We start from the raw sequence: 24194 nt of genomic DNA on the forward strand, positions 1-24194 counted from the left end.
TACCTGGCCACGATGGACCCTGCAACAAAACCGGCGCGCAACTTACCCTCGATAAACCGATCCAGCAAAACTTTTAGTCATTTAATTGCTCCTGTTGTCACCGTCGTGATGACGGCGACAACAGGAAGATGCTTCAGGCCGGCTTATTTACCGGATTTGATCTTGGTCCAGCTGCGGGTCATGATCCGCTGGGTCGCGGCTGGCAGGTCGGCAATCGCGTAGAGCTTGGCTTGCACATCCGCCGGAGGGTAGATGCCCGGGTCGCTGGTGATTTCCTTGCTGACCAGCGGCGTAGACGCCGCGTTACCGTTCGGGAAGCTCACGGTGTCAGTGATTTCAGCCATGATTTCCGGCTTTTGCAGGAAGGTCATGAACTTGTAGGCACCTTCGACGTTTTCGGCATCTTTAGGGATGGCGACCATGTCGAAGAAGCTGCCAGCCCCTTCTTTCGGAATGTTGTAGCTGACTTTTACCTTGCCACCGGCTTCGGCAGCACGGGACTTGGCCTGGTAGATATCGCCCGAGTAGCCGACTGCTACGCAGATGTTGCCGTTGGCCAGGTCAGAGATGTACTTGGACGAGTGGAAGTAGCCAATCGAAGGACGGATCTTGAGGAACAGTGCCTCGGCTTCAGCCAGTTGTTTCTTGTCCTGGCTGTCGGTCGGGTAGCCCAAGTAGTGCAGCGCCACCGGAATCATCTCGGTCGGCGAGTCGAGGAAGCTGATGCCGCAGGATTTCAGCTTCGCCGCGTTCTCCGGCTTGAACAGCAGGTCCCACGAGTTGGTCGGTGCGTCGGCACCCAGCGCGGCCTTGACCTTCTCGGCGTTGAAGCCGATGCCGATCGAGCCCCACATGTACGGGAAGGCGTGTTCGTTGCCCGGGTCGCTTACCGAAACAGCCTTGAGCAGGTCGGTATTGAGGTTTTTCCAGTTGGGCAACTTGGACTTGTCGAGTTTCTGGTAGACCCCGGCCTTGATCTGCTTGGCCAGGAAGTTGTTCGACGGCACCACGATGTCATAACCGGATTTACCGGCCAGCAACTTGGCTTCCAGGGTTTCGTTGCTGTCGAACACGTCGTAGACGACTTTGATCCCCGACTCTTTCTCGAACTTGGCGACGGTGTCCGGCGCAATGTAGTCGGACCAGTTATAGACGTGCAGCACTTTATCGTCCGCCTGAACGGCACCCGCCATCACGCCCATCAGGGACATGGCGAGGAGGGTCTTGCCAGCTATCTTCATACCTAATGTCTTCATGCCTAATGCCTTCATGAAAAAGTGCTCCAGTTATTCTTCTTAGCCACAGTTCAGTAGCCGACTCTCTGGCAACTTGAACAGGCGGTAGTCTGGCAAGTTACAGGGCAGGCTTTCAACACAAGCCCGGCCTTTTGTTCTCACCGGGCGAGGCCCTTGCAGGCACCTCGCTCAGAGCCTAGCACTTAGCCTTGCAACGCACTGAGCGTCAGGTCCAGGCATTGCCGCGCCTTGGTCACCAACTCATCGATCTCGGCCTTGCTGATCACCAGCGGCGGCGCAATGATCATGGTGTCGCCCACCGCGCGCATGATCAGCCCGTTATCGAAACAGAACTGCCGGCAGATCATGCCCACACCCTTGCCTTCATAGCGCTTGCGCGTGGCTTTGTCCTGAACCAGCTCGATTGCCCCCAGCAAACCGACTCCGCGCACTTCACCCACCAGCGGATGATCGTTCAGTTCCCGCAAACGCTTCTGCAAATAGGGTGCCGTTTCCCCATGGACACGCTCGATGATCTTTTCGTCGCGCAGGATACGGATGTTTTCCAGGGCCACCGCCGCGGCTACCGGGTGACCGGAATAGGTAAACCCGTGGTTGAAATCGCCGCCTTCGTTAAGCACCTCGACCACGTCGTCACGCACAATCAGGCCACCCATTGGGATGTAGCCGGAGGTCAGGCCCTTGGCAATGGTCATCATGTGCGGTTTCAACCCGTAGTGATCGGTACCGAACCACTCACCGGTACGACCGAAACCACAGATCACCTCGTCGGCCACGAACAGGATGTCGTACTTGGCGAGGATTTCCTTCATGCGCGGCCAGTAGCTGTCCGGCGGTACGATCACGCCGCCGGCACCCTGGATCGGCTCGGCGATGAAGGCGCCGACGTTGTCCACCCCAACCTCCAGGATCTTTTCTTCCAGTTGATTGGCCGCCCAGACGCCAAACTCTTCGGGGCTCATGTCGCCGCCTTCGCCGAACCAGTACGGCTGGGCGATGTGGACAATACCAGGGATCGGCAAGTCGCCTTGTTCATGCATATACGTCATGCCGCCCAGGCTCGCGCCGGCCACGGTCGAACCGTGGTAGCCGTTCTTGCGGCTGATGATGACTTTCTTGTTCGGCTGGCCCTTGATCGCCCAATAGTGACGGACCATACGCAGCATGGTGTCGTTGCCTTCGGAGCCGGAGCCGGTGAAGAACACATGGTTCATGCCTTCAGGGGCGATGTCGGCGATGGCTTTGGACAGTTCCAGCACTGGCGGGTGGGCAGTCTGGAAGAACAGGTTGTAATAAGGCAGCTCGCGCATCTGCCGGCTGGCGGCGTCGGCCAGTTCATCGCGGCCGTAACCGACCGCCACGCACCAGAGGCCGGCCATGCCATCGAGGATCTTATTACCTTCACTGTCCCAGAGGTACACACCCTTGGCGTGGGTGATGATACGCGGGCCTTTCTCTTTGAGCTGTTTGAAGTCGCTGAACGGCGCCAGGTGATGATCGTTGCTCAGGGCTTGCCATTCACGGGTCTGCGGGTTGTTGCGGGTCATGCGAATTCTCCTTTCATATCGGTGGGGGCGAGGCTGCCTGAAGCAGCCCGCCCAGCGCTTCAGACGGCAAAGAGCAGGAATTCCCGCTCCCACGAACTGATCACGCGCTTGAAGTTTTCATGCTCGGCCCGCTTGACCGCGACGTAGCCTGTGATGAATTTCTTGCCCAGGTATTTCTCGATGGTGGTGCTGTTTTCCATGCGTTCCAGGGCGTCTTCGATGGTCAGCGGCAAACGCAGGTTGCGGCGTTCGTAGCCTCGGCCCACCACCGGCGCGCTCGGGTTGATGCCTTCGACCATGCCGATGAAGCCACACAGCAGGCTGGCGGCAATCGCCAGGTACGGGTTGGCGTCGGCGCCTGGCAAGCGGTTTTCCACCCGACGGTTCTGCGGCCCGGCATCCGGTACCCGCAGGCCCACGGTGCGGTTCTCTTCGCCCCACTCCACGTTCACCGGTGCCGAGGTGTCCGGCAGGAAGCGGCGGAACGAGTTGACGTTGGGGGCGAACAGCGGCAACAGCTCGGGGATGAATTTCTGCAGGCCACCGATGTGGTGCAGGAACAGCTCGCTCATGGTCCCGTCTTCATTGGAGAAGACGTTCTTGCCGGTTTCCTTGTCGATGATGCTCTGGTGCAGGTGCATCGCGCTGCCCGGCTCGCCGGTCATGGGCTTGGCCATGAAGGTGGCGGCCACGTCATGCTTGAGCGCCGCCTCGCGCATGGTGCGCTTGAACACCAGGATCTGGTCGGCCAGGGACAGGGCATCGCCGTGACGGAAGTTGATTTCCATCTGCGCCGTGCCGTCCTCGTGGATCAGGGTGTCGAGGTCCAGCTCCTGCAATTCGCACCAGTCATAGACGTCTTCGAACAGCGGGTCGAATTCGTTGGCCGCTTCAATCGAGAAAGACTGGCGACCGGTTTCCGGGCGACCGGAGCGGCCAACGGGCGGCTGCAGCGGGAAATCGGGGTCGTCGCTGCGCTTGGTCAGGTAGAACTCCATTTCCGGCGCGACGATCGGCTGCCAACCCTTGTCGGCATAGAGCTTGAGCACCTTCTTGAGCACGTTGCGCGGCGACAGCTCGATGGGGTTGCCCTGCTTGTCGTAGGCGTCGTGGATAACCTGGGCGGTGGGCTCGATGGCCCAGGGCACAAGGAACACTGCGTTCTCGTCCGGGCGACAGATCATGTCGATGTCGGCTGGGTCGAGCAGTTCGTAATAGATGTCGTCTTCGACATAGTCGCCGGTAACGGTCTGGAGCAGAACGCTCTCGGGCAGGCGCATGCCTTTTTCAGCAATGAACTTGTTGGTCGGCGAGATCTTGCCCCGGGTGATACCGGTCAGGTCGCCAATCATGCATTCGACTTCTGTGATCTTATGGTCTTTCAACCAATCGGTGAGCTGGTCGAGGTTGTTACTCATAAATGCCTCTAGGCGTGAGTTTCCTGGCTGCTATTAGTAGTCAGGCGTTGTTTGACGCATCGGCGTCGCGTTGTGTTGCCCTTGCACGGCAGGCATCGCCAAATGCCTGGAAAATCGCAAGGTAGTACGGATTCGAGCTTACCTCCCATTCAGGGTGCCACTGCACACCTAAAGCAAAAGCCTTGCCTTGTGTCACTGAGACCGCCTCGATCAGGCCATCCGGCGCCATCGCTTCGGCCCGCAGACCGGGGGCCAGGCGCTCGATGCCCTGGCTGTGGATCGAGTTGACTTCAATCACCGGCGGCAGGCCCAGGCCGGCGAGGACGCCGCCAGGCTGGATATGCATGGCGTGGGCCGGGCCGTACTGAATATCTACCGATTGTGTGTCGTCTTCACGATGGTCGATGAAGGTTCCGACCTCATGAACTTTTTGGTGAAGGCTGCCGCCAAAGGCTACGTTCATTTCCTGGAAGCCACGGCAGATGCCCAGCACCGGGACCCCCGCATCGACTGCGGCGCGGATCAGCGGCAGGGTGGTGGCATCCCGTGCAGGATCATGAGCAGTGCCCGACGCGCTGGCGGGGCCCTGATAATGAAAAGGTTCTACATTAGAAGGAGAGCCGGTAAAAAGAATGCCGTCCAGGCTGTCCAGAATATCGGACGGAGCGAATAAATCCGCCAGGGACGGGATCAGCACTGGCAAGCCCTTGGCGGCTGTCGCGACAGCCCGGGAATATTTATCGCCACTGATGTGATACGCATGCAGACCGATCTGCTTGGAGCAGGTGGTGACGCCGATTAACGGCAGGCGAGACATGAAGCACCCCGGTATTATTGCTGTTATGGGTTTGAATCGAGCTTAGCCTTGTTCATTTTTTTACACAACACCCCCGTAAAAAATACAACACGGCCCGCTCAAGCCTGCGGGCGCCAAGCCCGGCAAAGGGGAAAAAACGCCCTAAATTGCCTCAAAAAAGCTCCGCAGGTGCTTTTTTAGGGCAAAAAAAGCCCTGCTTGACTTCGGCATGCCGTTCGGGTTGACTGGCTTTCGAAGAGATCAATGATTGATATTTTTAACAACAAAGGTGTTGCATCATGTCGGTACCCCCGCGTGCCGTTCAGCTTAACGAAGCGAACGCGTTCCTTAAGGAACATCCTGAGGTTCTGTACGTTGACCTTCTGATTGCGGATATGAATGGTGTGGTGCGCGGCAAGCGCATCGAACGCACCAGCCTCCACAAGGTTTACGAGAAAGGCATCAACCTGCCGGCCTCTCTATTTGCTCTGGATATCAATGGCTCTACGGTGGAAAGCACCGGCCTGGGCCTGGACATCGGCGACGCTGACCGAATCTGTTATCCAATCCCTGACACCCTGTGCAATGAGCCCTGGCAGAAGCGTCCTACCGCACAACTGTTGATGACCATGCACGAACTGGAAGGCGAGCCTTTCTTCGCCGACCCTCGTGAAGTCCTGCGCCAGGTCGTGACCAAGTTCGATGAACTGGGCCTGACCATCTGCGCCGCATTCGAGCTGGAGTTCTACCTGATCGACCAGGAGAACGTGAATGGACGCCCACAACCGCCCCGCTCGCCGATCTCCGGCAAACGCCCACACTCGACACAGGTCTACCTGATCGACGACCTCGACGAATATGTCGATTGCCTCCAGGACATTCTGGAAGGGGCCAAGGAGCAAGGCATTCCCGCCGACGCCATCGTCAAGGAAAGTGCCCCGGCGCAGTTCGAAGTGAACCTGCACCACGTGGCCGACCCGATCAAGGCCTGCGACTACGCGGTACTGCTCAAGCGCCTGATCAAGAACATCGCCTACGACCATGAAATGGACACCACCTTCATGGCCAAGCCGTATCCAGGCCAGGCGGGCAACGGTCTGCACGTCCACATTTCGATTCTGGACAAGGATGGCAAGAATATTTTTGCCAGCGAGGATCCCGAGCAGAACGCCGCACTGCGTCACGCGATCGGCGGTGTGCTCGAGACCCTACCGGCGCAGATGGCTTTCCTCTGCCCGAACGTCAACTCCTACCGTCGTTTCGGCGCACAGTTCTATGTGCCGAACTCGCCGACCTGGGGCTTGGACAACCGCACCGTAGCCCTGCGCGTGCCCACCGGCTCCGCCGATGCCGTTCGCCTGGAACACCGTGTTGCCGGTGCCGATGCCAACCCGTATCTGCTGATGGCGGCAGTATTGGCAGGCGTGCACCATGGCCTGGTCAACAAGATCGAGCCCGGTGCGCCGGTGGAAGGCAACAGCTACGAGCAGAACGAGCAAAGCCTGCCGAACAACCTGCGCGATGCCCTGCGCGAACTGGACGACAGCGAAGTCATGGCCAAGTACATCGATCCGAAATACATCGATATCTTCGTGGCCTGCAAGGAAAGTGAGCTGGAGGAGTTCGAACACTCCATCTCCGACCTCGAGTACAACTGGTACCTGCATACCGTGTAAGCGGTGGCTGTAAAGAAAAACGCCGCGCCCCTTAAGGGCTGCGGCGTTTTTTTATGGATGCTCACCAACATCGTGGCGAGGGAGCTTGCTCCCGCCGGGCTGCGCAGCAGCCCCAAAAATGCGAAAGCGGTCAACCTGAAACACTGCAGTGGCTGATTTCAGGGCCGCTTCGCAGCCCAGCGGGAGCAAGCTCCCTCGCCACAGGAGTTCCTTTGCTCCCAAGTGCAGGTATGGACCATCCGCCGGCTCTGCGTACAATGCCCGGCAGCCCCCAGGAGACACTCATGACGCGCATCGCCACCCCTCGCAAACCCCGCGCACGCAGCCAGGCCCGGATCGACAGCATTCTCGATGCCGCCCGTACGCTGCTTGCCGCCGAAGGTGTGGCGAGCTTGTCGATCTACAGTGTCGCCGAGCGCGCCGGGATCCCGCCCTCCTCCGTCTACCACTTCTTCGCCAGCGTCCCGGCGCTGCTTGAAGCGTTGACCGCTGACGTCCACGCGGCCTTCCGCGCCTGCCTGCAGGCGCCCATTGACCATCAAGCGCTGAACCACTGGCACGACCTGTCGCGGCTGGTGGAGCAGCGCATGCTCACCATCTACAGCCAGGACGCCGCCGCCCGCCAATTGATCCTGGCCCAACACGGCCTGACCGAAGTCACCCAGGCCGACCGTCAGCACGACCTCGAGCTGGGCGACCTGATGCATAAACTGTTCGACCGCCATTTCGAGCTGCCGAACTTGCCCACCGACGTCGACGTGTTCGCCCTGGCCATGGAACTGGGCGACCGCGTCTACGCCCGCTCGGTGCAACAACACAACCAGATCACTCCACGCATGGCCGAGGAAGGCATGCGGGTGTTCGATGCGTACCTGGGGTTGTATCTGCCGCCGTATTTGCCCAAGCGTGAAGCCGTCTGATACTTGAACCGCCTCATCCGTGGCGAGGGAGCTTGCTCCCGCTGGGCTGCGCAGCAGCCCCCTCCTAACCTCAACAAAGCGCATTAGCAGGCCGCCAAAAAAACAGAAAGCCCCGAAGAGCTCACGCCGTCCGGGGCTGTGGGTCAAGCTCGTTCACAACTTGGCGATCGACACCTCGGTGGATTTGACGAAAGCGATCACTTCACTGCCGATAGCCAGTTCCAGCTCCTTGACCGAACGGGTGGTGATGACCGAGGTGACGATGCCGGAAGCGGTCTGTACGTCGATTTCCGACAGCACGTCGCCTTCGACGATTTCCTTGATGGTGCCTTTGAACTGGTTGCGTACGTTGATGGCTTTGATCGTCATGGTGTCGATTCCTGTATGGATGAAGTTATTGCGCCCAACGCAGTTGCGTGGGCAAGGGTGAAACGGGTTCGGGTTCCGGCGGTTGGCCGGGCAAGGACAGCACATGGTTGAGGACTTCGGTTTCCAGGCTCGCCAGGCGATGTGAGCCGCGAACCCGTGGGCGTGGCAGGTCGATGGCCAGGTCGAGACCAACCTGACCGTCTTCGATCAGAATGACCCGGTCGGCGATCGCCACCGCTTCGCTGACGTCATGGGTCACCAGCAGCACGGTAAAGCCGTGCGTCTGCCAGAGGTTTTCGATCAGTTGCTGCATCTCGATACGGGTCAGGGCGTCCAGCGCTCCCAGAGGTTCGTCGAGCAGCAACAGGCGCGGTTGGTGAATCAGCGCGCGAGCCAGGGCCACCCGTTGTTTCTGTCCGCCAGACAGTGCCGCCGGCCATTCATGGGCGCGGTCGGCCAAGCCCACCGTTTCCAGTGCCTGCAACGCTTGGGGCCGCCAGTTGCCTGTTAGCCCGAGGCCGACGTTGTCGATGATTTTTTTCCAGGGCAGCAAGCGCGCGTCCTGGAACATCAGCCGTGTGTCTTGCCGTGCGGCACTCAGGGACGCGGAGCCAGCCAGCAACTCCCCACCCGTGGGCTGGTCGAGACCGGCCAACAAACGCAGCAAGGTACTTTTGCCACAGCCGCTGCGGCCGACCACCGCCACGAACTGCCCGGCCGGAATATGCAGGTCGACGTCCCGCAGCACCTGACGCGAGCCGAAGGTCTTTTGCAGCTTGCGCACGGCCAGGGGAATGCCTCGCAGCAGCCGTGGAGGTTGTTGGGCGGTCATGCGGCACCTCCCTTGTTCACTTGATACGCCGGGTGCCAACGCAGCCAGACCCGCTCCAGTCCACGGGCGGCGAGGTCGGCCAATTTGCCGAGTACGGCGTACAAAAGAATCGCCAGCACCACCACATCGGTCTGCAGGAACTCGCGGGCATTCATCGCCAGATAACCGATGCCGGAACTGGCCGAGATGGTTTCCGCCACGATCAACGTCAGCCACATGAAGCCCAGCGCAAAGCGCACGCCCACCAGGATCGAAGGCAAGGCCCCCGGCAGAATCACCTGCCAAAACAGGCTGAAACCGGACAAGCCGTAGCTGCGGGACATCTCCACCAGCGCCGGATCGACGTTGCGAATGCCGTGGTAGGTGTTCAGGTAGATCGGGAACAACGTACCCAGGGCCACCAGGAAAATCTTCGCCGACTCGTCGATGCCGAACCACAGGATGACCAGCGGAATCAGCGCCAGGTGCGGCACGTTCCTGACCATCTGCACGGAACTGTCCAACAGGCGCTCGCCCCATTTCGACAGGCCAGTGATGAAACCCAGGGCCAGGCCGATGCCGCCGCCGATCAGGAAACCAACCGCTGCCCGCCAACTGCTGATGGCCAGGTGCGTCCAGATCTCGCCGCTGCGCACCAGGTTGACCCCGGCTTCGATCACCGCCACGGGTGCCGGCAGGATTCGCGTGGATAACCAGCCTGCCGACACCGACAGTTGCCACACCGCCAACAGCAACAGCGGCACCGCCCAGGGCGCCAGGTTGTGGATGATTTTCTTCATGGCCGCCTCAGCTCTGCGACGCGGCTTTGGGAAGGATGTCGTTGGCGACCATTTCACCGAACGGGCTGACATAACCCTGGCTTTTCGGCAGTTCCGGGCGCTCCACGTCCAGGTGTGGAAACAACAACTCGGCCACGCGGTAGGACTCCTCCAGGTGTGGATAACCGGAGAAAATAAAGGTGTCGATGCCAAGATCGGCGTATTCCTTGACCCGCGCCGCCACGGTCGGGCCATCGCCCACCAGCGCCGTACCCGCGCCGCCACGGACCAGGCCCACGCCGGCCCAGAGGTTGGGGCTGACTTCCAGCTTGTCGCGACGGCCACCGTGCAACGCAGCCATGCGTTGCTGGCCCACCGAATCGAAGCGCGCCAGTGAAGCCTGGGCCCGAGCGATGGTCTCGTCGTCCAGGTGGGAGATCAATCGGTTAGCCGCTTGCCAGGCTTCGGCGTTGGTTTCACGCACAATCACATGCAAGCGGATGCCGAAGCGCACGGTGCGGCCGAGCTTGGCGGCCTTGACCCGCACTTGTTCGATCTTTTCCGCCACGGCCGCCGGCGGCTCGCCCCAGGTCAGCACCATTTCCACCTGTTCGGCAGCCAGGTCCTGGGCCGCTTCCGATGAACCGCCGAAATACAGCGGTGGACGCGGTTGCTGGATCGGCGGATAGAGCAGCTTGGCGCCCTTCACACTGATGTGTTCGCCGTCGTAATCCACAGTTTCGCCTTCCAGCACCCGGCGCCAGATGCGGGTGAATTCCACCGAAGCCTGATAGCGCTGCTCATGGTCCAGGAACAGGCCGTCGCCAGCCAGTTCGTCCGGGTCACCGCCGGTCACCAGGTTGAACAACGCGCGCCCGCCGGACAACCGGTCCAGGGTCGCGGCCTGACGCGCCGCCACCGTCGGGGAAATGATCCCGGGGCGCAGGGCAACGAGGAATTTCAAGCGCTGGGTCACCGGAATCAACGACGCAGCCACCAACCAGGAGTCTTCGCAGGAGCGCCCGGTGGGAATCAGCACGCCACCGAAACCCAGTCGATCCGCCGCCTGGGCGATCTGTTGCAGGTAGCCGTGATCGACGGCGCGGGCGCCTTCGGCGGTGCCAAGGTAATGGCCGTCGCCGTGGGTGGGCAGGAACCAGAAAATATTGAGGCTCATGGAGTAGTCTCCTAAGGAATCGAATTACTGCGCGTTCGCGACGGTTGCCGGCGGCGTCCAGATCACGTCCTTGATGCTCAAGGGCTTGGGAATCAATTTGAGCTGATAGAAGCTGTCGGCGATTTTCTGCTGCGCCGCCACCACCTCCGGCGTGAGGAACAACGCCCCGTAGCCTTGGCGTTTCACCGACGTCAGGGTGATATCGGCAGGCAGGCCGAGCAGCGGCGATACCTGTTTGGTCACGTCTTCAGGGTTGGCCTTGGACCACTCACCCACTGCACGCACTTCCTCCACCAGCGCCGTGATGACCTGGGGGTTCTTCTGCGCATAGGGTTTGGTGGCGAGGTAGAACTGATGGTTGTCGACAATGCCTTTGCCATCACGCAGGGTGCGCGCCTGCAACTGCTGTTCGGCGGCAGCCTGGTACGGATCCCAGATCACCCAGGCGTCGACACTGCCACGCTCGAACGCGGCACGGGCGTCGGCCGGCGGCAGGAAAACCGTCTGGATATCGGAGTATTTCAGGCCGGCATCTTCCAGCGCCCGCACCAGCAGGTAGTGAACGTTGGAGCCTTTGTTCAGCACGACTTTCTTGCCCTTGAGGTCTTGCACCGACTGGATAGGAGAACCCTTGGGCACCAGGATGGCCTCGCTGGCGGGCGCTGGCGGTTCGTAGGCGACGTAGAGCAGATCGGCACCCGCCGCCTGGGCGAACACCGGCGGGGTTTCACCGGTCACGCCGAAGTCGATGGAGCCGACGTTCAAGCCTTCAAGCAGTTGCGGGCCGCCGGGAAATTCGGTCCATTGCACGTCTACGCCTTGGGCTGCGAGGCGTTTTTCCAGAGAGCCCTTGGCCTTGAGCAGCACCAGGGTGCCGTACTTCTGATAACCGATCCGCAAGGTCTCGGCTTGAGCCTGGGTAACGACGCCGAAGGACACAGCCGCAGCAAACAGAGCGACCAGCCCGCGACGCAAAATGACAGTGCGCATGGCGCCTCTCCTTTTTGCTGTGGGGTTTTGGCTGCACCTGCTGGGCCGTTGGCGGCTGAGTAAGGTGAGGTGAATCTGGGGTTACGGGTTCAAATGCTCCAGCGAGCACTCAACAAACGTTCGTTCAACACGCTAGGGTCCAACGGCTTGGGCCGACGGGCCATGGCGCTGAAAAACTGTTCCAGCGCTTCGTTCAGGCGTTGTTGCAATGCCGGCGTCAATTGCGCCTGAGCGTTGCCTTCGCCGTAAGCGATCTGACTGTCCTCGGCAAAAATACCGTGGAGCATTTCCTGGGCCTTGAGCGCCGACAGCACTGGCTTGAGGGCGTAATCCACCACCAGCATATGGGCGATGCTGCCGCCAGTGGCCATGGGCAGCACCACCTTATGGGCCAGGGCACGTTCAGGGAGCAAGTCCAGCACGGTCTTCAGCGCACCGGAAAAAGACGCCTTGTAGACCGGTGTGGCGATCAACAAGCCATCGGCGTTCTCGATCTGCTGGAGCAGATCGACCACCTTCGGGCTGTCGAAGCGGGCATGAAGCAGATCTTCAGCCGGAAAATCGCGCACCTGATAGCTCACCACTTCCACACCTTGCTGCTGCAACCAGCGTTGCGAGCGCTCCAACAGCACGCCGGAACGGGAGCGCTGACTGGGACTGCCACCGAGTGAGACGACCAACATGCCAACCATTCCTTAAATGTCACGTGCGATTCGCGGTGGGCGATCTCGCTGTATGGGGCCAACCATAACAGGGAGACATATATATCTTTAAATCATATTTATTCATTTAGTTATTCGTTATAGATATATTAAAATTGCCTTATTCAGGGCATAAAAAAAGGCCGTCGAAACGGCCAAAACCCTTGGTGCACAGTGATTCCCCTGTGGGAGCGAGCTTGCTCGCGATAGCGGTGTATCAGTCGACATCGTCGTTGGCAGATCCGACGTCATCGCGAGCAAGCTCGCTCCCACAGGTTCAGGTTTTGCGTCAGCGATTGGGCTGCGGGGTAAGGCGCAGGTAGGGCTTCACGGCGCGATAGCCTTTGGGGAAACGCTGTTTGAGCTCCTCTTCATCCTTGAGCGACGGCACGATCACCACTTCATCACCCTCCTGCCAGTTGGCCGGGGTGGCGACTTTGTAGTTGTCGGTCAGCTGCAACGAATCGATCACCCGCAGGATTTCGTGGAAATTGCGCCCGGTGCTGGCCGGGTAAGTGATGGTCAGGCGCACCTTCTTGTTCGGGTCGATCACGAACAGTGAACGCACGGTCAAGGTATCGCTGGCATTGGGGTGGATCAGGTCGTACAGGTCAGACACTTTGCGGTCGGCGTCGGCCAGGATCGGGAAGTTGACGACCGTGTTCTGGGTTTCATTGATGTCCTCGATCCATTTGTGGTGCGAGTCCACCGGATCTACCGAAAGGGCAATGGCCTTGACACCGCGCTTGGCGAATTCATCCTTGAGTTTGGCGGTAAAGCCCAGTTCGGTGGTGCACACCGGCGTGAAGTCCGCCGGGTGGGAAAACAGTACGCCCCAACTGTCGCCAAGCCATTCGTGGAAGCGGATCTTGCCGGCGCTGGAATCCTGTTCGAAGTCTGGGGCGATGTCGCCGAGTCTGAGGCTCATGGTGCGGCTCCTGGTTGGTTGTTGTGGGGCCAACTGTGCACCGGTTTTCATTGCTTTAAAAAGAATGAATACCCATTTATTTAGATCATTAGCGAATATAAAAAACTGTTCACTGGCGCCATTCCGCATACCGGCCCAAGATCATTTCCGAGGTTTCGAGAAGGCCTCGAGTTGCTGAAAAGAGGAGAAGGTTCGGGGAAGGCTACAGGGGTGGGCCTGACCTGAAAACGTAAAAGCCCCGCCCGGCGTGTTGCCGGGCGAGGCTTTTTTTCGTTTCGCTACGTCTTACATGAAGTTGTAAGTGTAGTTGAAGATCAGACGGGTCTGATCCTGGCTAGCGCCAACACCGCTACTGCGGTAGGTACCGTGACGCACTGTAGTACCGAAGCCTTTCAACGCGCCCTGCTGGACTACGTAATCCACACGCATGTCACGTTCCCACTCGGAATATTCGCTTGCGCCGGAGACGGTTTTGACGTCGTCACCACGCAGGTAGGCAACCGATGCCTTCAAGCCTGGAACGCCCAGGCCCGTGAAGTCGTACGAATATTGACCGAAGGTGGTGTTTTCACCGGCACGGACAAACGCGTTGATCATGCTGTCGGTGAACAGGTAGAAGCTCGAACCACCGGCCCCTTCAAAACCACCGGCATCGCTGCGCAGACTGCCCTGGTTCAGATAGACGAAACCGCCGTCATCACCGACTTGCTGATGACCCAACAGGAACGCACTGCCGCCCAGGGTATAAGTGAACATGGCGCTCCAGGTCTTGTTATCGACCTCGCCCGGGTTCTTGGCATAGCCTTGGTTGTTATTGAAGGTATAGCCCGCATCGCCGTTACGGCCATCGGAGCTGCTGTCGAAGTAACGCAAGTCAGTCTTGAACGACTGGCCTTCGCTGATCGGGAACACGTGCACCGCACCCAGGAAGTGCTGTTTGTAGAAGTCCTGCAGGTTGGCGTAGTAATACTGCAGCGTCAGGTCCTTTGTGACCTTCCAGTCAGCACCGGCGTAGCGGAACTGATTGCTTTCCTCTGTAGCGCCGTTCACTGACAAGCCGGTGCTGTTGCTCGACGCACGGCCCGTGGCATGTTCCAACTGACCGGCATTGAACGTCACGTTGTCCAGGTCCTTGGAGGTGATGGTGCCACCTTCGAAGGTTTGCGGCAGCAGACGACCATCACTGGCGACCAGGATCGGCAGGTTAGGCGCAAGGGCTCCACCCAGATGGGCCTCGGTCTTGGAGAAAAGCGCCTTGACGTTACCCGACATGCGACTCCAGTTGCTTACAGCGGAGCCATCGGTATCGCTTGGGACGAAGGAGTTGTTGTCCGGGTGATGGCCCTTGCCGCCATCAAGGTGGATACCCACCAGTGCCTGGGCATCGATACCAAAACCAACGACGCCTTGAGTGAAGCCGGACTTGTAGTCGAACTTCAGACCGGTGGCCGTCTCACGCTGGTCGGAACCGCCAGTTTCACGGTTATCGTTATCAAAGTACAGGGTGCGGGAACTGACAGACGCCTTGCTGTCTTCGATAAAACCGGCGGCGCCTGCCTGCTGCGCCAAAACCCCAACGGCCACAGCCAGGGCCAAGGTGGACTTGTTCATGCTTCGCTCCTCTCGTTTTCTAATTCTTGTGTATCTTTGGCTCCGGATCGAACGCCCGGAATCCGCGGATGCGCGATTAGCGCCAGACCGTGACTGACAAGTCAATCGTAACCATTTGTGACTACGACCAAGGTCTAACCCAGCTACATCGGGCGGCAGAATAATGGATTCTCTATAATTCCAAAAAGAATTGTTTCTTAAGTTTTCAGCTGATTTGGAAATATAGCCGACATCAAAACACCGTCAAACCGTAACCCGGCATATCGGCCAGGTGACTGATTACTGAATGATTTTTTGTCGCAGACGTGCCTGGGCCCAGGATGCCGGGCGCTTGAGGCCGACTGCCGAAGGCTGCGATCTTGAAGGTCTTCCTCCAAGCGATCCTTGTCTGGAATCAAAAAGCTCGCAGCCTTGCGACAAGTCCTAAGCAGGATGAAGCATCAGGCTTATAGGGATTTCTCGAAAATTTTCGAGTTGCGCTGATAGTTGTACAGCGATGCCCGCGCCGCTGGCAGGCGCTCGACACTGCTAGGCTCGAAACCGCGCTCGCGGAACCAGTGGGCGGTGCGGGTGGTGAGCACGAACAGAGTCTTGAGTCCTTTGGCGCGGGCGCGGGTCTCGATCCGTTCCAGCAGTTCATCGCCCCGGCCACCGTGACGGTATTCCGGGTTCACCGCCAGGCAGGCCAGTTCCCCGGCATCCGAATCGGCGATCTGGTACAGCGCCGCGCAGGCAATGATCATGCCTTCGCGCTCGACCACGCTGAACTGTTCGATCTCGCGCTCCAGCACTTCGCGGGAGCGCCGCACCAGGATGCCCTGCTCTTCCAATGGGCTGATCAGGTCCAGCAAGCCGCCAACGTCTTCGATGGCCGCTTCGCGTACCACTTCGAATTGCTCCTGGGCCACCAGCGTACCGCTGCCATCACGGGTGAACAGTTCAGCCAGCAGCGCCCCGTTCTCGACGTAACTGACGATATGGCTGCGCGCCACGCCACCACGGCAGGCCTGGGCCGCCGCATCCAGCAGTTCGGCCTGATAGTCGCTGCCCAGGCGTTGGATATGAGCCGGGACCTGTTGCGGACGCAACTCGCGCACCAGCCGGCCATCCTCACCGATCAACCCCTGTTCGCTACCGAACAGCAACAATTTGTCGGCCGCCAGGTCAATGGCCGCCCGAGTGGCGACGTCTTCACAGGCGAGGTTGAAAATCTCTCCGGTGGGCGAATAACCCAACGGCGACAGCAGCACGATGGAGCGCTCGTCCAACAGGCGATTGATGCCCTTGCGATCGACTCGGCGCACTTCGCCGGTGTGGTGATAGTCCACGCCTTCCAGCACGCCGATGGGGCGCGCGGTGACCAGGTTGCCGCTGGCGACTCGCAGCCGTGAGCCCTGCATGGGCGAGGACGCCATGTCCATGGACAGGCGTGCCTCGATGGCGATGCGCAACTGGCCGACCGCATCGATCACGCACTCCAGTGTGGCCGCATCGGTGATGCGCATGCCATGGTGGTAATGGGGTGTCAGGCCCCGCGCAGCGAGGCGGGTTTCGATCTGCGGGCGCGAACCATGGACCAGCACCAGGCGCACGCCGAGGCTGTGCAGCAGCACCAAGTCATGGACGATGTTGCCGAAATTAGGGTGTTCCACCCCATCGCCGGGCAGCATGACGATAAAAGTGCAATCGCGGTGGGCGTTAATGTAAGGCGAAGCGTGACGAAGCCAATTGACGTATTCGGGCATGAACCTGGGCCTGTAATAAATAACAGCCGAAAAAAGACGAAACGGAACGCACAGCGGGCTGGTGGTTATCGTCGGAACAGGCTTGGCGACACGCGCGTTCTCCTCATGAATACGGGCCCGGATACGGGCAATTTAGCCGGCGGTGACCGGCGTCAGGCAGTAATGTCCGATCAACTGACGCAACAGTTGTACGGTAGGTTGCAAACGTGACATTTCAAGGTACTCACCCGGCTGGTGGGCACAGGCGATATCGCCAGGACCAAGCACCAGGGTTTCGCAGCCAAGGCGCTGAAGATAAGGCGCTTCGGTGCCGAACGCCACTGCTTCGGCACGATGGCCGGTGAGTCGCTCGGCCACCCGTACCAGCTCGCAGTCTTCGGCCTGCTCGAATGGTGGCACTTCGGGGAACAGCGGTGCGTAGTCGATCTTGACTTTATGGCGTTCGGCGATGGGGTCGAGCTTCTGCTGGATCGCCGCCCGCAACACCTGCGGGTCCATGCCGGGCAAGGGCCGCAGGTCGAATTCCATGGAGCACTGGCCGCAAATCCGGTTGGGGTTGTCACCACCATGGATGCAGCCGAAGTTCAGGGTCGGCTGCGGCACCGTGAATTGCGGGTTACGGAATTCACGCTGCCATTGCAGGCGCAAGCCGCGCAGTTCGCCCATGGCGTCGTGCATGGCTTCCAGGGCGCTGTGGCCCAGGCTCGGGTCGGAGGAATGACCGCTGCGCCCGAGAATGTCGATGCGCTCCATCATCACGCCTTTGTGCAAGCGGATTGGCTTGAGGCCGGTTGGCTCACCGATTACCGCCGCGCGCCCCAACGGACGCCCGGCATCGGCCAGGGCCCGGGCGCCGGCCATGGAGCTTTCTTCATCACAGGTGGCGAGGATCAGCAGCGGTTGCTTGAACGGTTGGTCCAGCAGCGGCTTGACCGCTTCGATGGCCAAGGCGAAAAAGCCTTTCATATCGCAGCTGCCCAGGCCGACCCAGCGGCCATCAACCTCGGTGAGCTTCAGCGGGTCGGTCTGCCACAACGCGCCGTCGAACGGCACCGTGTCGCTGTGGCCGGCCAACACCAGGCCACCGGGACCACTGCCGAAACTGGCCAGCAGGTTGAACTTTCCGGGGCTGACCTGCTGGATATCACAGGAAAACCCCAGGTCACTGAGCCAGCCCGCCAGCAGCTCGATCACGGCACTGTTGGACTGGTCCAGCCCGGGCTGGGTACAGCTGACTGAAGGCGCGGCGATCAGGGCAGCGAACTGATCTTTCATGGACGGCAAAGGCATCGCTGACTCCGGACTTACAAATTGACGTCCATCATAGAACCATCCGGCGCACGTGTCGCGGCGCGTAGGACGGATGAGTCCTGTACACTGCACGGCCTTGGCAGCCACACCTTCCTCCGGCTGCGCACCCGATCCCTGGATTTTCCGGCCATGCAGAAAGAAACCGAAATCAAACTCCGCGTCAGCCGCGAGACCCTGGCAGCCTTGCGCGAGCACCCGCTGCTGAAAAAACGCAACAAAAGTGGCTGGGAACGCCATGAGCTGATGAACCAGTACTTCGACACCCCAGAGCGTGACCTGGCCCAGGCCAAGGTTGCCCTGCGCCTGCGTCGCGACGGCGAAGAAGTGATCCAGACCCTCAAGACCCGTGGCCAGAGCATCGCCGGCCTGTCCGAGCGCAACGAATACGATTGGCACCTGCCCAAGGCCAAGCTTGACCTGAAAAAACTCGACGGCGAATGCTGGCCCGAGGCATTGGCCGAGCTGGACAAGAAAACCCTCAAGGCGATTTTCACCACCGACTTCGTTCGCGAACGCGCGGAAATCGCCTGGGGTCGTGGCAAGAGCAAAGTGGTCATCGAAGCCGCGCTGGACCTGGGCCACGTGGTGGTCGGCACGCAGAAGGAAGAGATCTGCGAGCTGGAGCTGGAGCTGCGCGAAGGCGAACCCGCCGCCCTGCTGGAACTGGCGGCCGAACTGGCCGCGACCCTGCCCTTGATGCCCTGCGACATCAGCAAGGCCGAGCGTGGCTATCGCCTGCATGATGCGGGCAGCTACGCCCTGAGCCTGCCGGCCCCGCAACTGACCGCTGAAATGCCGCTGGACGACGCCTTCGCCGCGCTGAGCTGGCATTTGCTCGGCAGCAGCCAGCGTCTGGCCGAGCAATATCGTTTCAACGGCCACTGGCGCCTGTTGCAGGACTGGGTGGAAAACCTCGCCGAACTGCGCGCCCTGCTCAGCAGCCTCGGCCAGGCCGCACCGCGCCAATCGACGCATGATTTGCGCGTGGCCCTCGACGCCCTGCTGGAAGACTGGCGCCCGCTGGTCCAGGCCGGCCTGGACGATGAAGACGTGCGCAAGGCCGCGCCGGAGCAGTTCCTTGAGGAGTTGCTAGACCCACGCTGGGGCCTGTTCTCCCTCAACACCTCTCGCTGGCTGCTGGCTCGCAGTTGGGCCACCGAGCGCAACACCCGTGGCAACCGCCAGGGTGCGGCGCAACTGGGCAGCTGGCTGCCGCGTCTGTTGGGCGAAGAATCCACCTCCCTGCAACTGCAACGCTATCAGCAACAGCCGGAAGACCTGGCCGAGCAACTGCCGCGCATCGAACGCATCCAGGCCTGGCTGCACCACGCCCGCCATGTGCTGGAGATCCCGGAAATGGATCGCCTCTACGGCGAGCTGAACAAACTGGCGCAACTGGCCAATGCACCGATCACCGACGAAGCGCTGGATGCGCGCAAGCAACAGGCGATTGCGGTGTATCAGAATCGGGCTTGGAAGACTTTATTGCGTCTGTAACTTCCAACATCTGCTGCGCCTGTAATATCGCTATCGCGAGCAAGCTCCCACATTGGATCTTCAGTGGACACAACATGTGTGTACGACAGAGCCCCCATGTGGGAGCGAGCTTGCTCGCGATGAGGCCGGCACAGACACCGCAGAACTCAGCGCACCACCGGCAAACTCGTGGTCGACTTGATCTCCGAAAGCGCCACGATCGAGTTCACTTCCTGGATCCCCGGCACCATCGACAGCTTCTCGAAAAAAAATCGCTCATAAGCCTCAATGTCTGCCGTGACGATACGCAGCAAAAAATCCACCGACCCCATCAGCACGTAACACTCCAGCACTTCGGGAAAGCCGCGAATCGCCTCGGTGAATTCGGTGAAATTCGACCGACCGTGGGCGTTGAGTTTGATTTCGGCGAAGATCTGCGTATTGAGGCCGATTTTCTTGCGATCCAGTAATGTCACCTGGCCGCGAATGATTCCCTCCTCCTTCATCCGCTGAATCCGTCGCCAGCATGGCGATTGGGACAACCCCACCTGCTCGGCGATCTGCGCACTGGACAGCGAAGCATCCTCTTGCAGCAGTGCAAGTATCCTGCGGTCGTAGCTGTCCAGCTCGCTATGCATTAATAAACCCCAAATAAGCCAGTTATAGAATCATGCAATTCGCATTGATCTCGAAAGTACTCATCTTAGATAAGAAATACCCGGCAGCGCATGTAAATATTTCTCCCGCCCCCAAGGAGACTGAACATGCCCCCAATTGAAGCCGTCGCCACTGCCCCGACCCGCACCGACGTCTGGCACAGCGCAAATGCCCATTGCCGCGCGCACTACCATTTACTGGCCGAAGTCGAACCGGATCTGCTGTGCCGGGCATTGAACCTGTTTGCCCTGCAGGGCCTGACCCCGCAGCAGGTACACGTCGAGCGCCACGACGATTTGCTGTCGTTGGAGGTCGTCCTGGACGGGCTGAGCTGGCATCGTGCCCAGGTCATCGCGGAAAAATTGCGTAACTTGATCAGCGTGTGTTCGGTGGACCTGCAAGACGCTGATATTGCGCGGGTTGAGGCGGTCCAGGCGGCGGGCTGAGGGCAATCTGGCAAGGATTCGAAACGCATTGGTCGGGTAGTGGCCCAACGATCCATAGGGTCGGGACTATTCTTTTGCAGACCGAGCGAGGACGCCGAAGCGTCTGTATCGCGGCTTTGCTGCAATTGTCCAATAGGAACCCACATGTCCACCAAACACGCCACTCAGGACCGCTGGCTGGACCTCAACGATCTGCTGCGCCAACTGGTCGCCCAGGGCTTCATCAGCCAGGATTCAGCCGAAACCGCGCTCAACGCCCGCCGACGCCACAGCACCAGTCCCCAGCTGCATCCACTGGAGTTCATCGCCAACCAGCATCTGGACGATCTCAGTCGCCCTGGCAAACGCCTGGACCTGGAGAGCCTGACCCTGTGGTTGTCCCAGCAGGCGGGTCAGCCCTACATGCGCATTGACCCGCTGAAAATCAACGTGGCAGCCGTGACCCCACTGATGTCCTATGCCTTTGCCCAGCGCCACAAGATTCTCGCGGTGGCGGTCGATCGCGATGCTGTCATCGTGGCCAGCGCCCAGCCTTATGTCAGTAGCTGGGAAGCGGACCTGACCCACGTGCTCAAGCTCCCCGTCCAACGGGTGGTCGCCAACCCGGTGGATATCCAGCGCCTGAGCGTGGAGTTCTATCGCCTGGCCAAATCGGTCAGCGGCGCCACCACGGTCGACCATCAACCGAGCAACCTGAGCAATTTCGAACAGTTGCTCAACCTGGGCGCCAGCGACCAGGAGCCGGACGCCAACGATGCGCATATCGTCAATATCGTCGATTGGTTGTTCCAATATGCCTTCCAACAGCGGGCCAGTGATATCCACATCGAGCCCCGACGTGAACAGGGCACCGTACGCTTTCGCATCGACGGGGTGCTGCACACCGTTTATCAGTTCCCGCCGCAGGTGACGATGGCAATCATCAGTCGCCTCAAGAACCTGGGACGGATGAACGTCGCGGAAAAACGCAAACCCCAGGACGGTCGGGTCAAGACCAAGACCCCGGACGGCGGCGAAGTGGAATTGCGCTTGTCGACCTTGCCGACAGCGTTCGGCGAAAAAATGGTGATGCGGATCTTCGATCCGGAAGTGCTGCTCAAGGACTTCGACCAGCTCGGTTTCTCGGCCGATGACCTGCGCCGCTGGCAGGACATGACCCGTCAGCCCAACGGCATCATCCTGGTGACCGGGCCTACCGGCTCCGGCAAGACCACCACCCTCTACACCACCCTCAAGAAACTGGCGACGCCAGAGGTGAACCTCTGCACCATCGAAGACCCGATTGAAATGGTCGAGGCGTCCTTCAACCAGATGCAGGTCCAGCACAATATCGACCTGACCTTCGCCGCTGGCGTACGCGCGCTGATGCGGCAAGACCCGGACATCATCATGATCGGTGAGATCCGCGACCTGGAAACCGCCGAAATGGCGATCCAGGCGGCACTCACCGGGCACCTTGTACTGTCGACGCTGCACACCAACGATGCACCGAGCGCCATCAGCCGCCTGCTGGAGCTCGGCGTGCCCCATTACCTGATCAAGGCCACGGTGCTTGGGGTCATGGCCCAGCGCCTGGTGCGCACCCTGTGTCCTCATTGCAAGGCGCCCCTGACCCTGGACGACGACGATTGGCAAACCCTGACGCGGCCCTGGCAGGCTCCACTGCCAAGCAACGCCCAACAGGCCGTTGGTTGCCTGGAGTGCCGCGACACCGGTTATCGCGGCCGCGCCGGGGTTTACGAAATCATGCAACTGACCGACAGCGTCAAGGCATTGATCCACCCCGATACCGACCTGTTGGCGGTGCGCCGCCAGGCGTTCAAGGAGGGGATGCGCAGCCTGCGACTGTCGGGGGCACAAAAGGTGGCGGCCGGGTTGACCACTGTTGAGGAAGTGCTGCGAGTGACGCCACAGAGCGAACAAAAGTAGCGCCACAGTTTCTGTGCCTAGAGGGCTTACCCTAGCTGTGGGAGCAAGGCTTGCCCGCGATGAAGACGACGCAGTCTGCCGGGGAAGCAAGGCGCCCGCATCGCGAGCAAGCTTTGCTCCCACATAGGTTTGCTCCCTCATAGGGAAGATAATGGCCGCTTGCCCTACACTCAGGGCTCGCCAGTCATTTCATTCGAACAGGGAACAGTCATGCAGATCGGTAGCGTACTTTTACTTTTTGTCGGCCTCGTGGTCGCCATTCTGTTCATGGGTTTCAAGGTCGTGCCCCAGGGCTATCAATGGACCGTCGAGCGGTTCGGCCGCTACACCAACACCCTCAAGCCCGGCTTGAACATCATCATCCCGGTGATGGATCGCATTGGTCGCAAGATCAATGTCATGGAGAGCGTGCTGGACATCCCGCCCCAGGAAGTCATCACCGCCGACAACGCCACGGTGCAGATCGACGCCGTATGCTTCTTCCAGGTGGTCAATACGGCCCAGGCTGCCTACGAGGTCAACAACCTCGAACACGCCATCCGCAACCTGCTGCAAACCAATATCCGTACCGTACTGGGGTCCATGGAGCTGGACGCGATGCTGAGCCAACGCGACGGCATCAATGAAAAATTGCTGCGCACCGTCGACGAAGCCACGGCGCCGTGGGGTATCAAGATCACCCGGATCGAGATCAAGGACATCAGCCCACCGGCCGACCTGATGGCCGCCATGTCGGGACAGATGAAAGCCGAACGCATCAAGCGCGCCCAGATCCTGGAAGCCGAGGGCCTGCGAGCGTCGGCTATTCTCACCGCCGAAGGCAAGAAACAGGCGCAAATCCTTGAAGCCGAGGGCAGCCGCCAAGCCGCATTCCTTGAGTCCGAGGCCCGCGAGCGCCAGGCAGAAGCCGAAGCCCTGGCCACCAAAGTGGTGTCCCAAGCCATTGCCGACGGTAACGTCCAGGCCGTGAACTACTTCGTTGCGCAAAAATACATCGACGCCCTGGGTCGCCTGGCCTCGGCCAATAACAGCAAGGTGATCCTGATGCCGCTGGAAGCCAGCCAGGTCATCGGCGCAGTCGGCGGCATCGGTGAGATCGTCAAGGCCACTTTCGACGGCAAGAAAGCCTGAGGCGCACGTATGTGGGTATTCCTGCAACAAATGTCGTACTGGGACTGGCTGGCGTTGGGCGTCATCCTGCTGATCCTGGAAGTCTTCGGTGCCGGCGGGTACCTGCTGTGGATCGGCATGGCCGCCGCAGCCGTCGGCGTGTTGACCTTCATCCTGCCGCAAATGCCGTGGGAGATGCAGTTCCTGTTGTTCGGCCTGTTCGCCATCGCGACAGCGCTGTACTGGTGGCGACGCCAGCGCAGCGCCATTCGTGAAAGCGATCAGCCGCACCTGAATCTGCGCGGGCAGGAGCTGATCGGCAAGGTGTTCCAGGTTCATGAGGCGATTGTCGATGGCCGCGGCAAGATCAAGGTGGCCGACAGTGTGTGGCTGGCCAAAGGTCCCGAGTCGTCCGTTGGCACCCGAGTCAGGGTGGTGGCGCAGGAAGGTGTGGTGCTTAAGGTTGAACGGGCTGACTGACAAGTCATGGAACTGAATCGAGGCGCAGGTAATCCAAAGTCATAGTTAACCCAGTGGAGTC

22 protein-coding genes are annotated in these 24194 nt (G+C 60.1%); 7 read left to right on the plus strand and 15 right to left on the minus strand.

Annotated features, from left to right (window positions below; all coding sequences use genetic code 11):
* Positions 1-143: 143 nt before the first annotated feature.
* From ACWNZ1_RS10545 to ACWNZ1_RS10560, 4 genes are all read right to left on the minus strand, one after another.
* Complete coding sequence (locus tag ACWNZ1_RS10545) at positions 144-1241, minus strand: polyamine ABC transporter substrate-binding protein (RefSeq protein WP_135848081.1); 1098 nt, start codon at positions 1239-1241, stop codon at positions 144-146.
* 197 nt (positions 1242-1438) lie between these two features.
* Positions 1439-2803: an aspartate aminotransferase family protein gene (locus ACWNZ1_RS10550; RefSeq protein ID WP_456027625.1), complete on the minus strand. Its 1365-nt coding sequence runs from the start codon at positions 2801-2803 to the stop codon at positions 1439-1441.
* A 59-nt stretch (positions 2804-2862) separates the two neighbouring features.
* Complete coding sequence (locus tag ACWNZ1_RS10555) at positions 2863-4221, minus strand: glutamine synthetase family protein (protein ID WP_014340745.1); 1359 nt, start codon at positions 4219-4221, stop codon at positions 2863-2865.
* A gap of 40 nt (positions 4222-4261) precedes the next feature.
* Positions 4262-5038: a gamma-glutamyl-gamma-aminobutyrate hydrolase family protein gene (locus ACWNZ1_RS10560; protein WP_135847667.1), complete on the minus strand. Its 777-nt coding sequence runs from the start codon at positions 5036-5038 to the stop codon at positions 4262-4264.
* Positions 5039-5316: 278 nt separating this feature from the next.
* On the opposite strand from ACWNZ1_RS10560, the gene ACWNZ1_RS10565 reads away from it, so the two are divergent.
* Positions 5317-6693 (plus strand): glutamine synthetase family protein, encoded by a 1377-nt coding sequence (locus ACWNZ1_RS10565; RefSeq protein WP_025216023.1) that lies wholly within the window; start codon positions 5317-5319, stop codon positions 6691-6693.
* A 284-nt stretch (positions 6694-6977) separates the two neighbouring features.
* Positions 6978-7613 carry a TetR/AcrR family transcriptional regulator gene (locus tag ACWNZ1_RS10570; RefSeq protein ID WP_135847669.1) on the plus strand — a complete coding sequence of 212 codons (636 nt, stop codon included), beginning with the start codon at positions 6978-6980 and terminating at the stop codon, positions 7611-7613.
* 153 nt (positions 7614-7766) lie between these two features.
* Here the strand turns inward: ACWNZ1_RS10570 and ACWNZ1_RS10575 are convergent, their stop codons facing one another.
* From ACWNZ1_RS10575 to argE, 10 genes are all read right to left on the minus strand, one after another.
* Positions 7767-7982: a TOBE domain-containing protein gene (locus ACWNZ1_RS10575; protein WP_003177394.1), complete on the minus strand. Its 216-nt coding sequence runs from the start codon at positions 7980-7982 to the stop codon at positions 7767-7769.
* Positions 7983-8007: 25 nt separating this feature from the next.
* Entirely contained in the window at positions 8008-8814 is an 807-nt protein-coding gene (gene ssuB / locus ACWNZ1_RS10580; protein WP_280944521.1) for an aliphatic sulfonates ABC transporter ATP-binding protein, read from the minus strand.
* On the minus strand, positions 8811-9593 hold the full coding sequence (gene ssuC, locus ACWNZ1_RS10585) for an aliphatic sulfonate ABC transporter permease SsuC (protein ID WP_265072493.1): 783 nt from the start codon (positions 9591-9593) through the stop codon (positions 8811-8813). Before ssuC ends, ssuB begins: the two co-directional genes overlap by 4 nt.
* Positions 9594-9600: 7 nt before the next feature.
* The gene (gene ssuD, locus ACWNZ1_RS10590; protein WP_135847672.1) at positions 9601-10749 is read right to left on the minus strand and encodes an FMNH2-dependent alkanesulfonate monooxygenase; all 1149 of its coding nucleotides are present in this window, start codon (positions 10747-10749) and stop codon (positions 9601-9603) included.
* Between the two features lie 24 nt (positions 10750-10773).
* Complete coding sequence (locus ACWNZ1_RS10595; RefSeq protein WP_256453900.1) at positions 10774-11739, minus strand: sulfonate ABC transporter substrate-binding protein; 966 nt, start codon at positions 11737-11739, stop codon at positions 10774-10776.
* A gap of 89 nt (positions 11740-11828) precedes the next feature.
* Positions 11829-12422 (minus strand): NADPH-dependent FMN reductase, encoded by a 594-nt coding sequence (gene ssuE / locus ACWNZ1_RS10600; protein ID WP_135847674.1) that lies wholly within the window; start codon positions 12420-12422, stop codon positions 11829-11831.
* A gap of 307 nt (positions 12423-12729) precedes the next feature.
* Entirely contained in the window at positions 12730-13368 is a 639-nt protein-coding gene (locus ACWNZ1_RS10605) for a peroxiredoxin (RefSeq protein WP_135847675.1), read from the minus strand.
* 285 nt (positions 13369-13653) lie between these two features.
* A complete protein-coding gene (locus ACWNZ1_RS10610; RefSeq protein WP_256453901.1) occupies positions 13654-14979 on the minus strand; it encodes an OprD family outer membrane porin in 1326 nt (441 codons plus the stop codon).
* A gap of 446 nt (positions 14980-15425) precedes the next feature.
* Entirely contained in the window at positions 15426-16724 is a 1299-nt protein-coding gene (gene argA, locus ACWNZ1_RS10615; protein ID WP_135847679.1) for an amino-acid N-acetyltransferase, read from the minus strand.
* Between the two features lie 132 nt (positions 16725-16856).
* Positions 16857-18014, minus strand: a complete 1158-nt coding sequence (gene argE, locus ACWNZ1_RS10620; RefSeq protein ID WP_456027626.1) for an acetylornithine deacetylase — start codon at positions 18012-18014, stop codon at positions 16857-16859.
* Between the two features lie 150 nt (positions 18015-18164).
* On the opposite strand from argE, the gene ACWNZ1_RS10625 reads away from it, so the two are divergent.
* On the plus strand, positions 18165-19532 hold the full coding sequence (locus ACWNZ1_RS10625) for a CYTH domain-containing protein (RefSeq protein ID WP_456027627.1): 1368 nt from the start codon (positions 18165-18167) through the stop codon (positions 19530-19532).
* Between the two features lie 146 nt (positions 19533-19678).
* On the opposite strand, the gene ACWNZ1_RS10630 is transcribed toward ACWNZ1_RS10625, so the two are convergent.
* Positions 19679-20149 carry an Lrp/AsnC family transcriptional regulator gene (locus ACWNZ1_RS10630; protein ID WP_003206662.1) on the minus strand — a complete coding sequence of 157 codons (471 nt, stop codon included), beginning with the start codon at positions 20147-20149 and terminating at the stop codon, positions 19679-19681.
* A gap of 126 nt (positions 20150-20275) precedes the next feature.
* Between ACWNZ1_RS10630 and ACWNZ1_RS10635 the strand changes: the two genes are divergently transcribed.
* The 4 genes from ACWNZ1_RS10635 (at position 20276) to ACWNZ1_RS10650 (ending at position 24133) form a co-directional block, all read left to right on the plus strand.
* Positions 20276-20614, plus strand: a complete 339-nt coding sequence (locus ACWNZ1_RS10635; protein WP_135847682.1) for a hypothetical protein — start codon at positions 20276-20278, stop codon at positions 20612-20614.
* Between the two features lie 144 nt (positions 20615-20758).
* Complete coding sequence (locus tag ACWNZ1_RS10640; protein WP_265072494.1) at positions 20759-22543, plus strand: GspE/PulE family protein; 1785 nt, start codon at positions 20759-20761, stop codon at positions 22541-22543.
* Positions 22544-22753: 210 nt separating this feature from the next.
* Entirely contained in the window at positions 22754-23674 is a 921-nt protein-coding gene (locus tag ACWNZ1_RS10645; RefSeq protein ID WP_135847684.1) for an SPFH domain-containing protein, read from the plus strand.
* 9 nt (positions 23675-23683) lie between these two features.
* Positions 23684-24133, plus strand: coding sequence for an NfeD family protein (locus ACWNZ1_RS10650; RefSeq protein ID WP_135847685.1), 450 nt, complete (start codon positions 23684-23686; stop codon positions 24131-24133).
* Positions 24134-24194: the final 61 nt, after the last annotated feature.

The sequence above is a fragment of the Pseudomonas sp. CFBP 5748 genome, assembly GCF_053850495.1.

What these genes read in the sequence shown, in the direction of transcription:
- ACWNZ1_RS10545 (WP_135848081.1), bottom strand. Translation starts at nt 1,241, where the DNA reads ATGAAGATAGCTGGCAAGACCCTCCTCGCCATGTCCCTGATGGGCGTG.
- ACWNZ1_RS10550 (WP_456027625.1), bottom strand. Translation starts at nt 2,803, where the DNA reads ATGACCCGCAACAACCCGCAGACCCGTGAATGGCAAGCCCTGAGCAAC.
- ACWNZ1_RS10555 (WP_014340745.1), bottom strand. Translation starts at nt 4,221, where the DNA reads ATGAGTAACAACCTCGACCAGCTCACCGATTGGTTGAAAGACCATAAG.
- ACWNZ1_RS10560 (WP_135847667.1), bottom strand. Translation starts at nt 5,038, where the DNA reads ATGTCTCGCCTGCCGTTAATCGGCGTCACCACCTGCTCCAAGCAGATC.
- ACWNZ1_RS10565 (WP_025216023.1), top strand. Translation starts at nt 5,317, where the DNA reads ATGTCGGTACCCCCGCGTGCCGTTCAGCTTAACGAAGCGAACGCGTTC.
- ACWNZ1_RS10570 (WP_135847669.1), top strand. Translation starts at nt 6,978, where the DNA reads ATGACGCGCATCGCCACCCCTCGCAAACCCCGCGCACGCAGCCAGGCC.
- ACWNZ1_RS10575 (WP_003177394.1), bottom strand. Translation starts at nt 7,982, where the DNA reads ATGACGATCAAAGCCATCAACGTACGCAACCAGTTCAAAGGCACCATC.
- ssuB (WP_280944521.1), bottom strand. Translation starts at nt 8,814, where the DNA reads ATGACCGCCCAACAACCTCCACGGCTGCTGCGAGGCATTCCCCTGGCC.
- ssuC (WP_265072493.1), bottom strand. Translation starts at nt 9,593, where the DNA reads ATGAAGAAAATCATCCACAACCTGGCGCCCTGGGCGGTGCCGCTGTTG.
- ssuD (WP_135847672.1), bottom strand. Translation starts at nt 10,749, where the DNA reads ATGAGCCTCAATATTTTCTGGTTCCTGCCCACCCACGGCGACGGCCAT.
- ACWNZ1_RS10595 (WP_256453900.1), bottom strand. Translation starts at nt 11,739, where the DNA reads ATGCGCACTGTCATTTTGCGTCGCGGGCTGGTCGCTCTGTTTGCTGCG.
- ssuE (WP_135847674.1), bottom strand. Translation starts at nt 12,422, where the DNA reads ATGTTGGTCGTCTCACTCGGTGGCAGTCCCAGTCAGCGCTCCCGTTCC.
- ACWNZ1_RS10605 (WP_135847675.1), bottom strand. Translation starts at nt 13,368, where the DNA reads ATGAGCCTCAGACTCGGCGACATCGCCCCAGACTTCGAACAGGATTCC.
- ACWNZ1_RS10610 (WP_256453901.1), bottom strand. Translation starts at nt 14,979, where the DNA reads ATGAACAAGTCCACCTTGGCCCTGGCTGTGGCCGTTGGGGTTTTGGCG.
- argA (WP_135847679.1), bottom strand. Translation starts at nt 16,724, where the DNA reads ATGCCCGAATACGTCAATTGGCTTCGTCACGCTTCGCCTTACATTAAC.
- argE (WP_456027626.1), bottom strand. Translation starts at nt 18,014, where the DNA reads ATGCCTTTGCCGTCCATGAAAGATCAGTTCGCTGCCCTGATCGCCGCG.
- ACWNZ1_RS10625 (WP_456027627.1), top strand. Translation starts at nt 18,165, where the DNA reads ATGCAGAAAGAAACCGAAATCAAACTCCGCGTCAGCCGCGAGACCCTG.
- ACWNZ1_RS10630 (WP_003206662.1), bottom strand. Translation starts at nt 20,149, where the DNA reads ATGCATAGCGAGCTGGACAGCTACGACCGCAGGATACTTGCACTGCTG.
- ACWNZ1_RS10635 (WP_135847682.1), top strand. Translation starts at nt 20,276, where the DNA reads ATGCCCCCAATTGAAGCCGTCGCCACTGCCCCGACCCGCACCGACGTC.
- ACWNZ1_RS10640 (WP_265072494.1), top strand. Translation starts at nt 20,759, where the DNA reads ATGTCCACCAAACACGCCACTCAGGACCGCTGGCTGGACCTCAACGAT.
- ACWNZ1_RS10645 (WP_135847684.1), top strand. Translation starts at nt 22,754, where the DNA reads ATGCAGATCGGTAGCGTACTTTTACTTTTTGTCGGCCTCGTGGTCGCC.
- ACWNZ1_RS10650 (WP_135847685.1), top strand. Translation starts at nt 23,684, where the DNA reads ATGTGGGTATTCCTGCAACAAATGTCGTACTGGGACTGGCTGGCGTTG.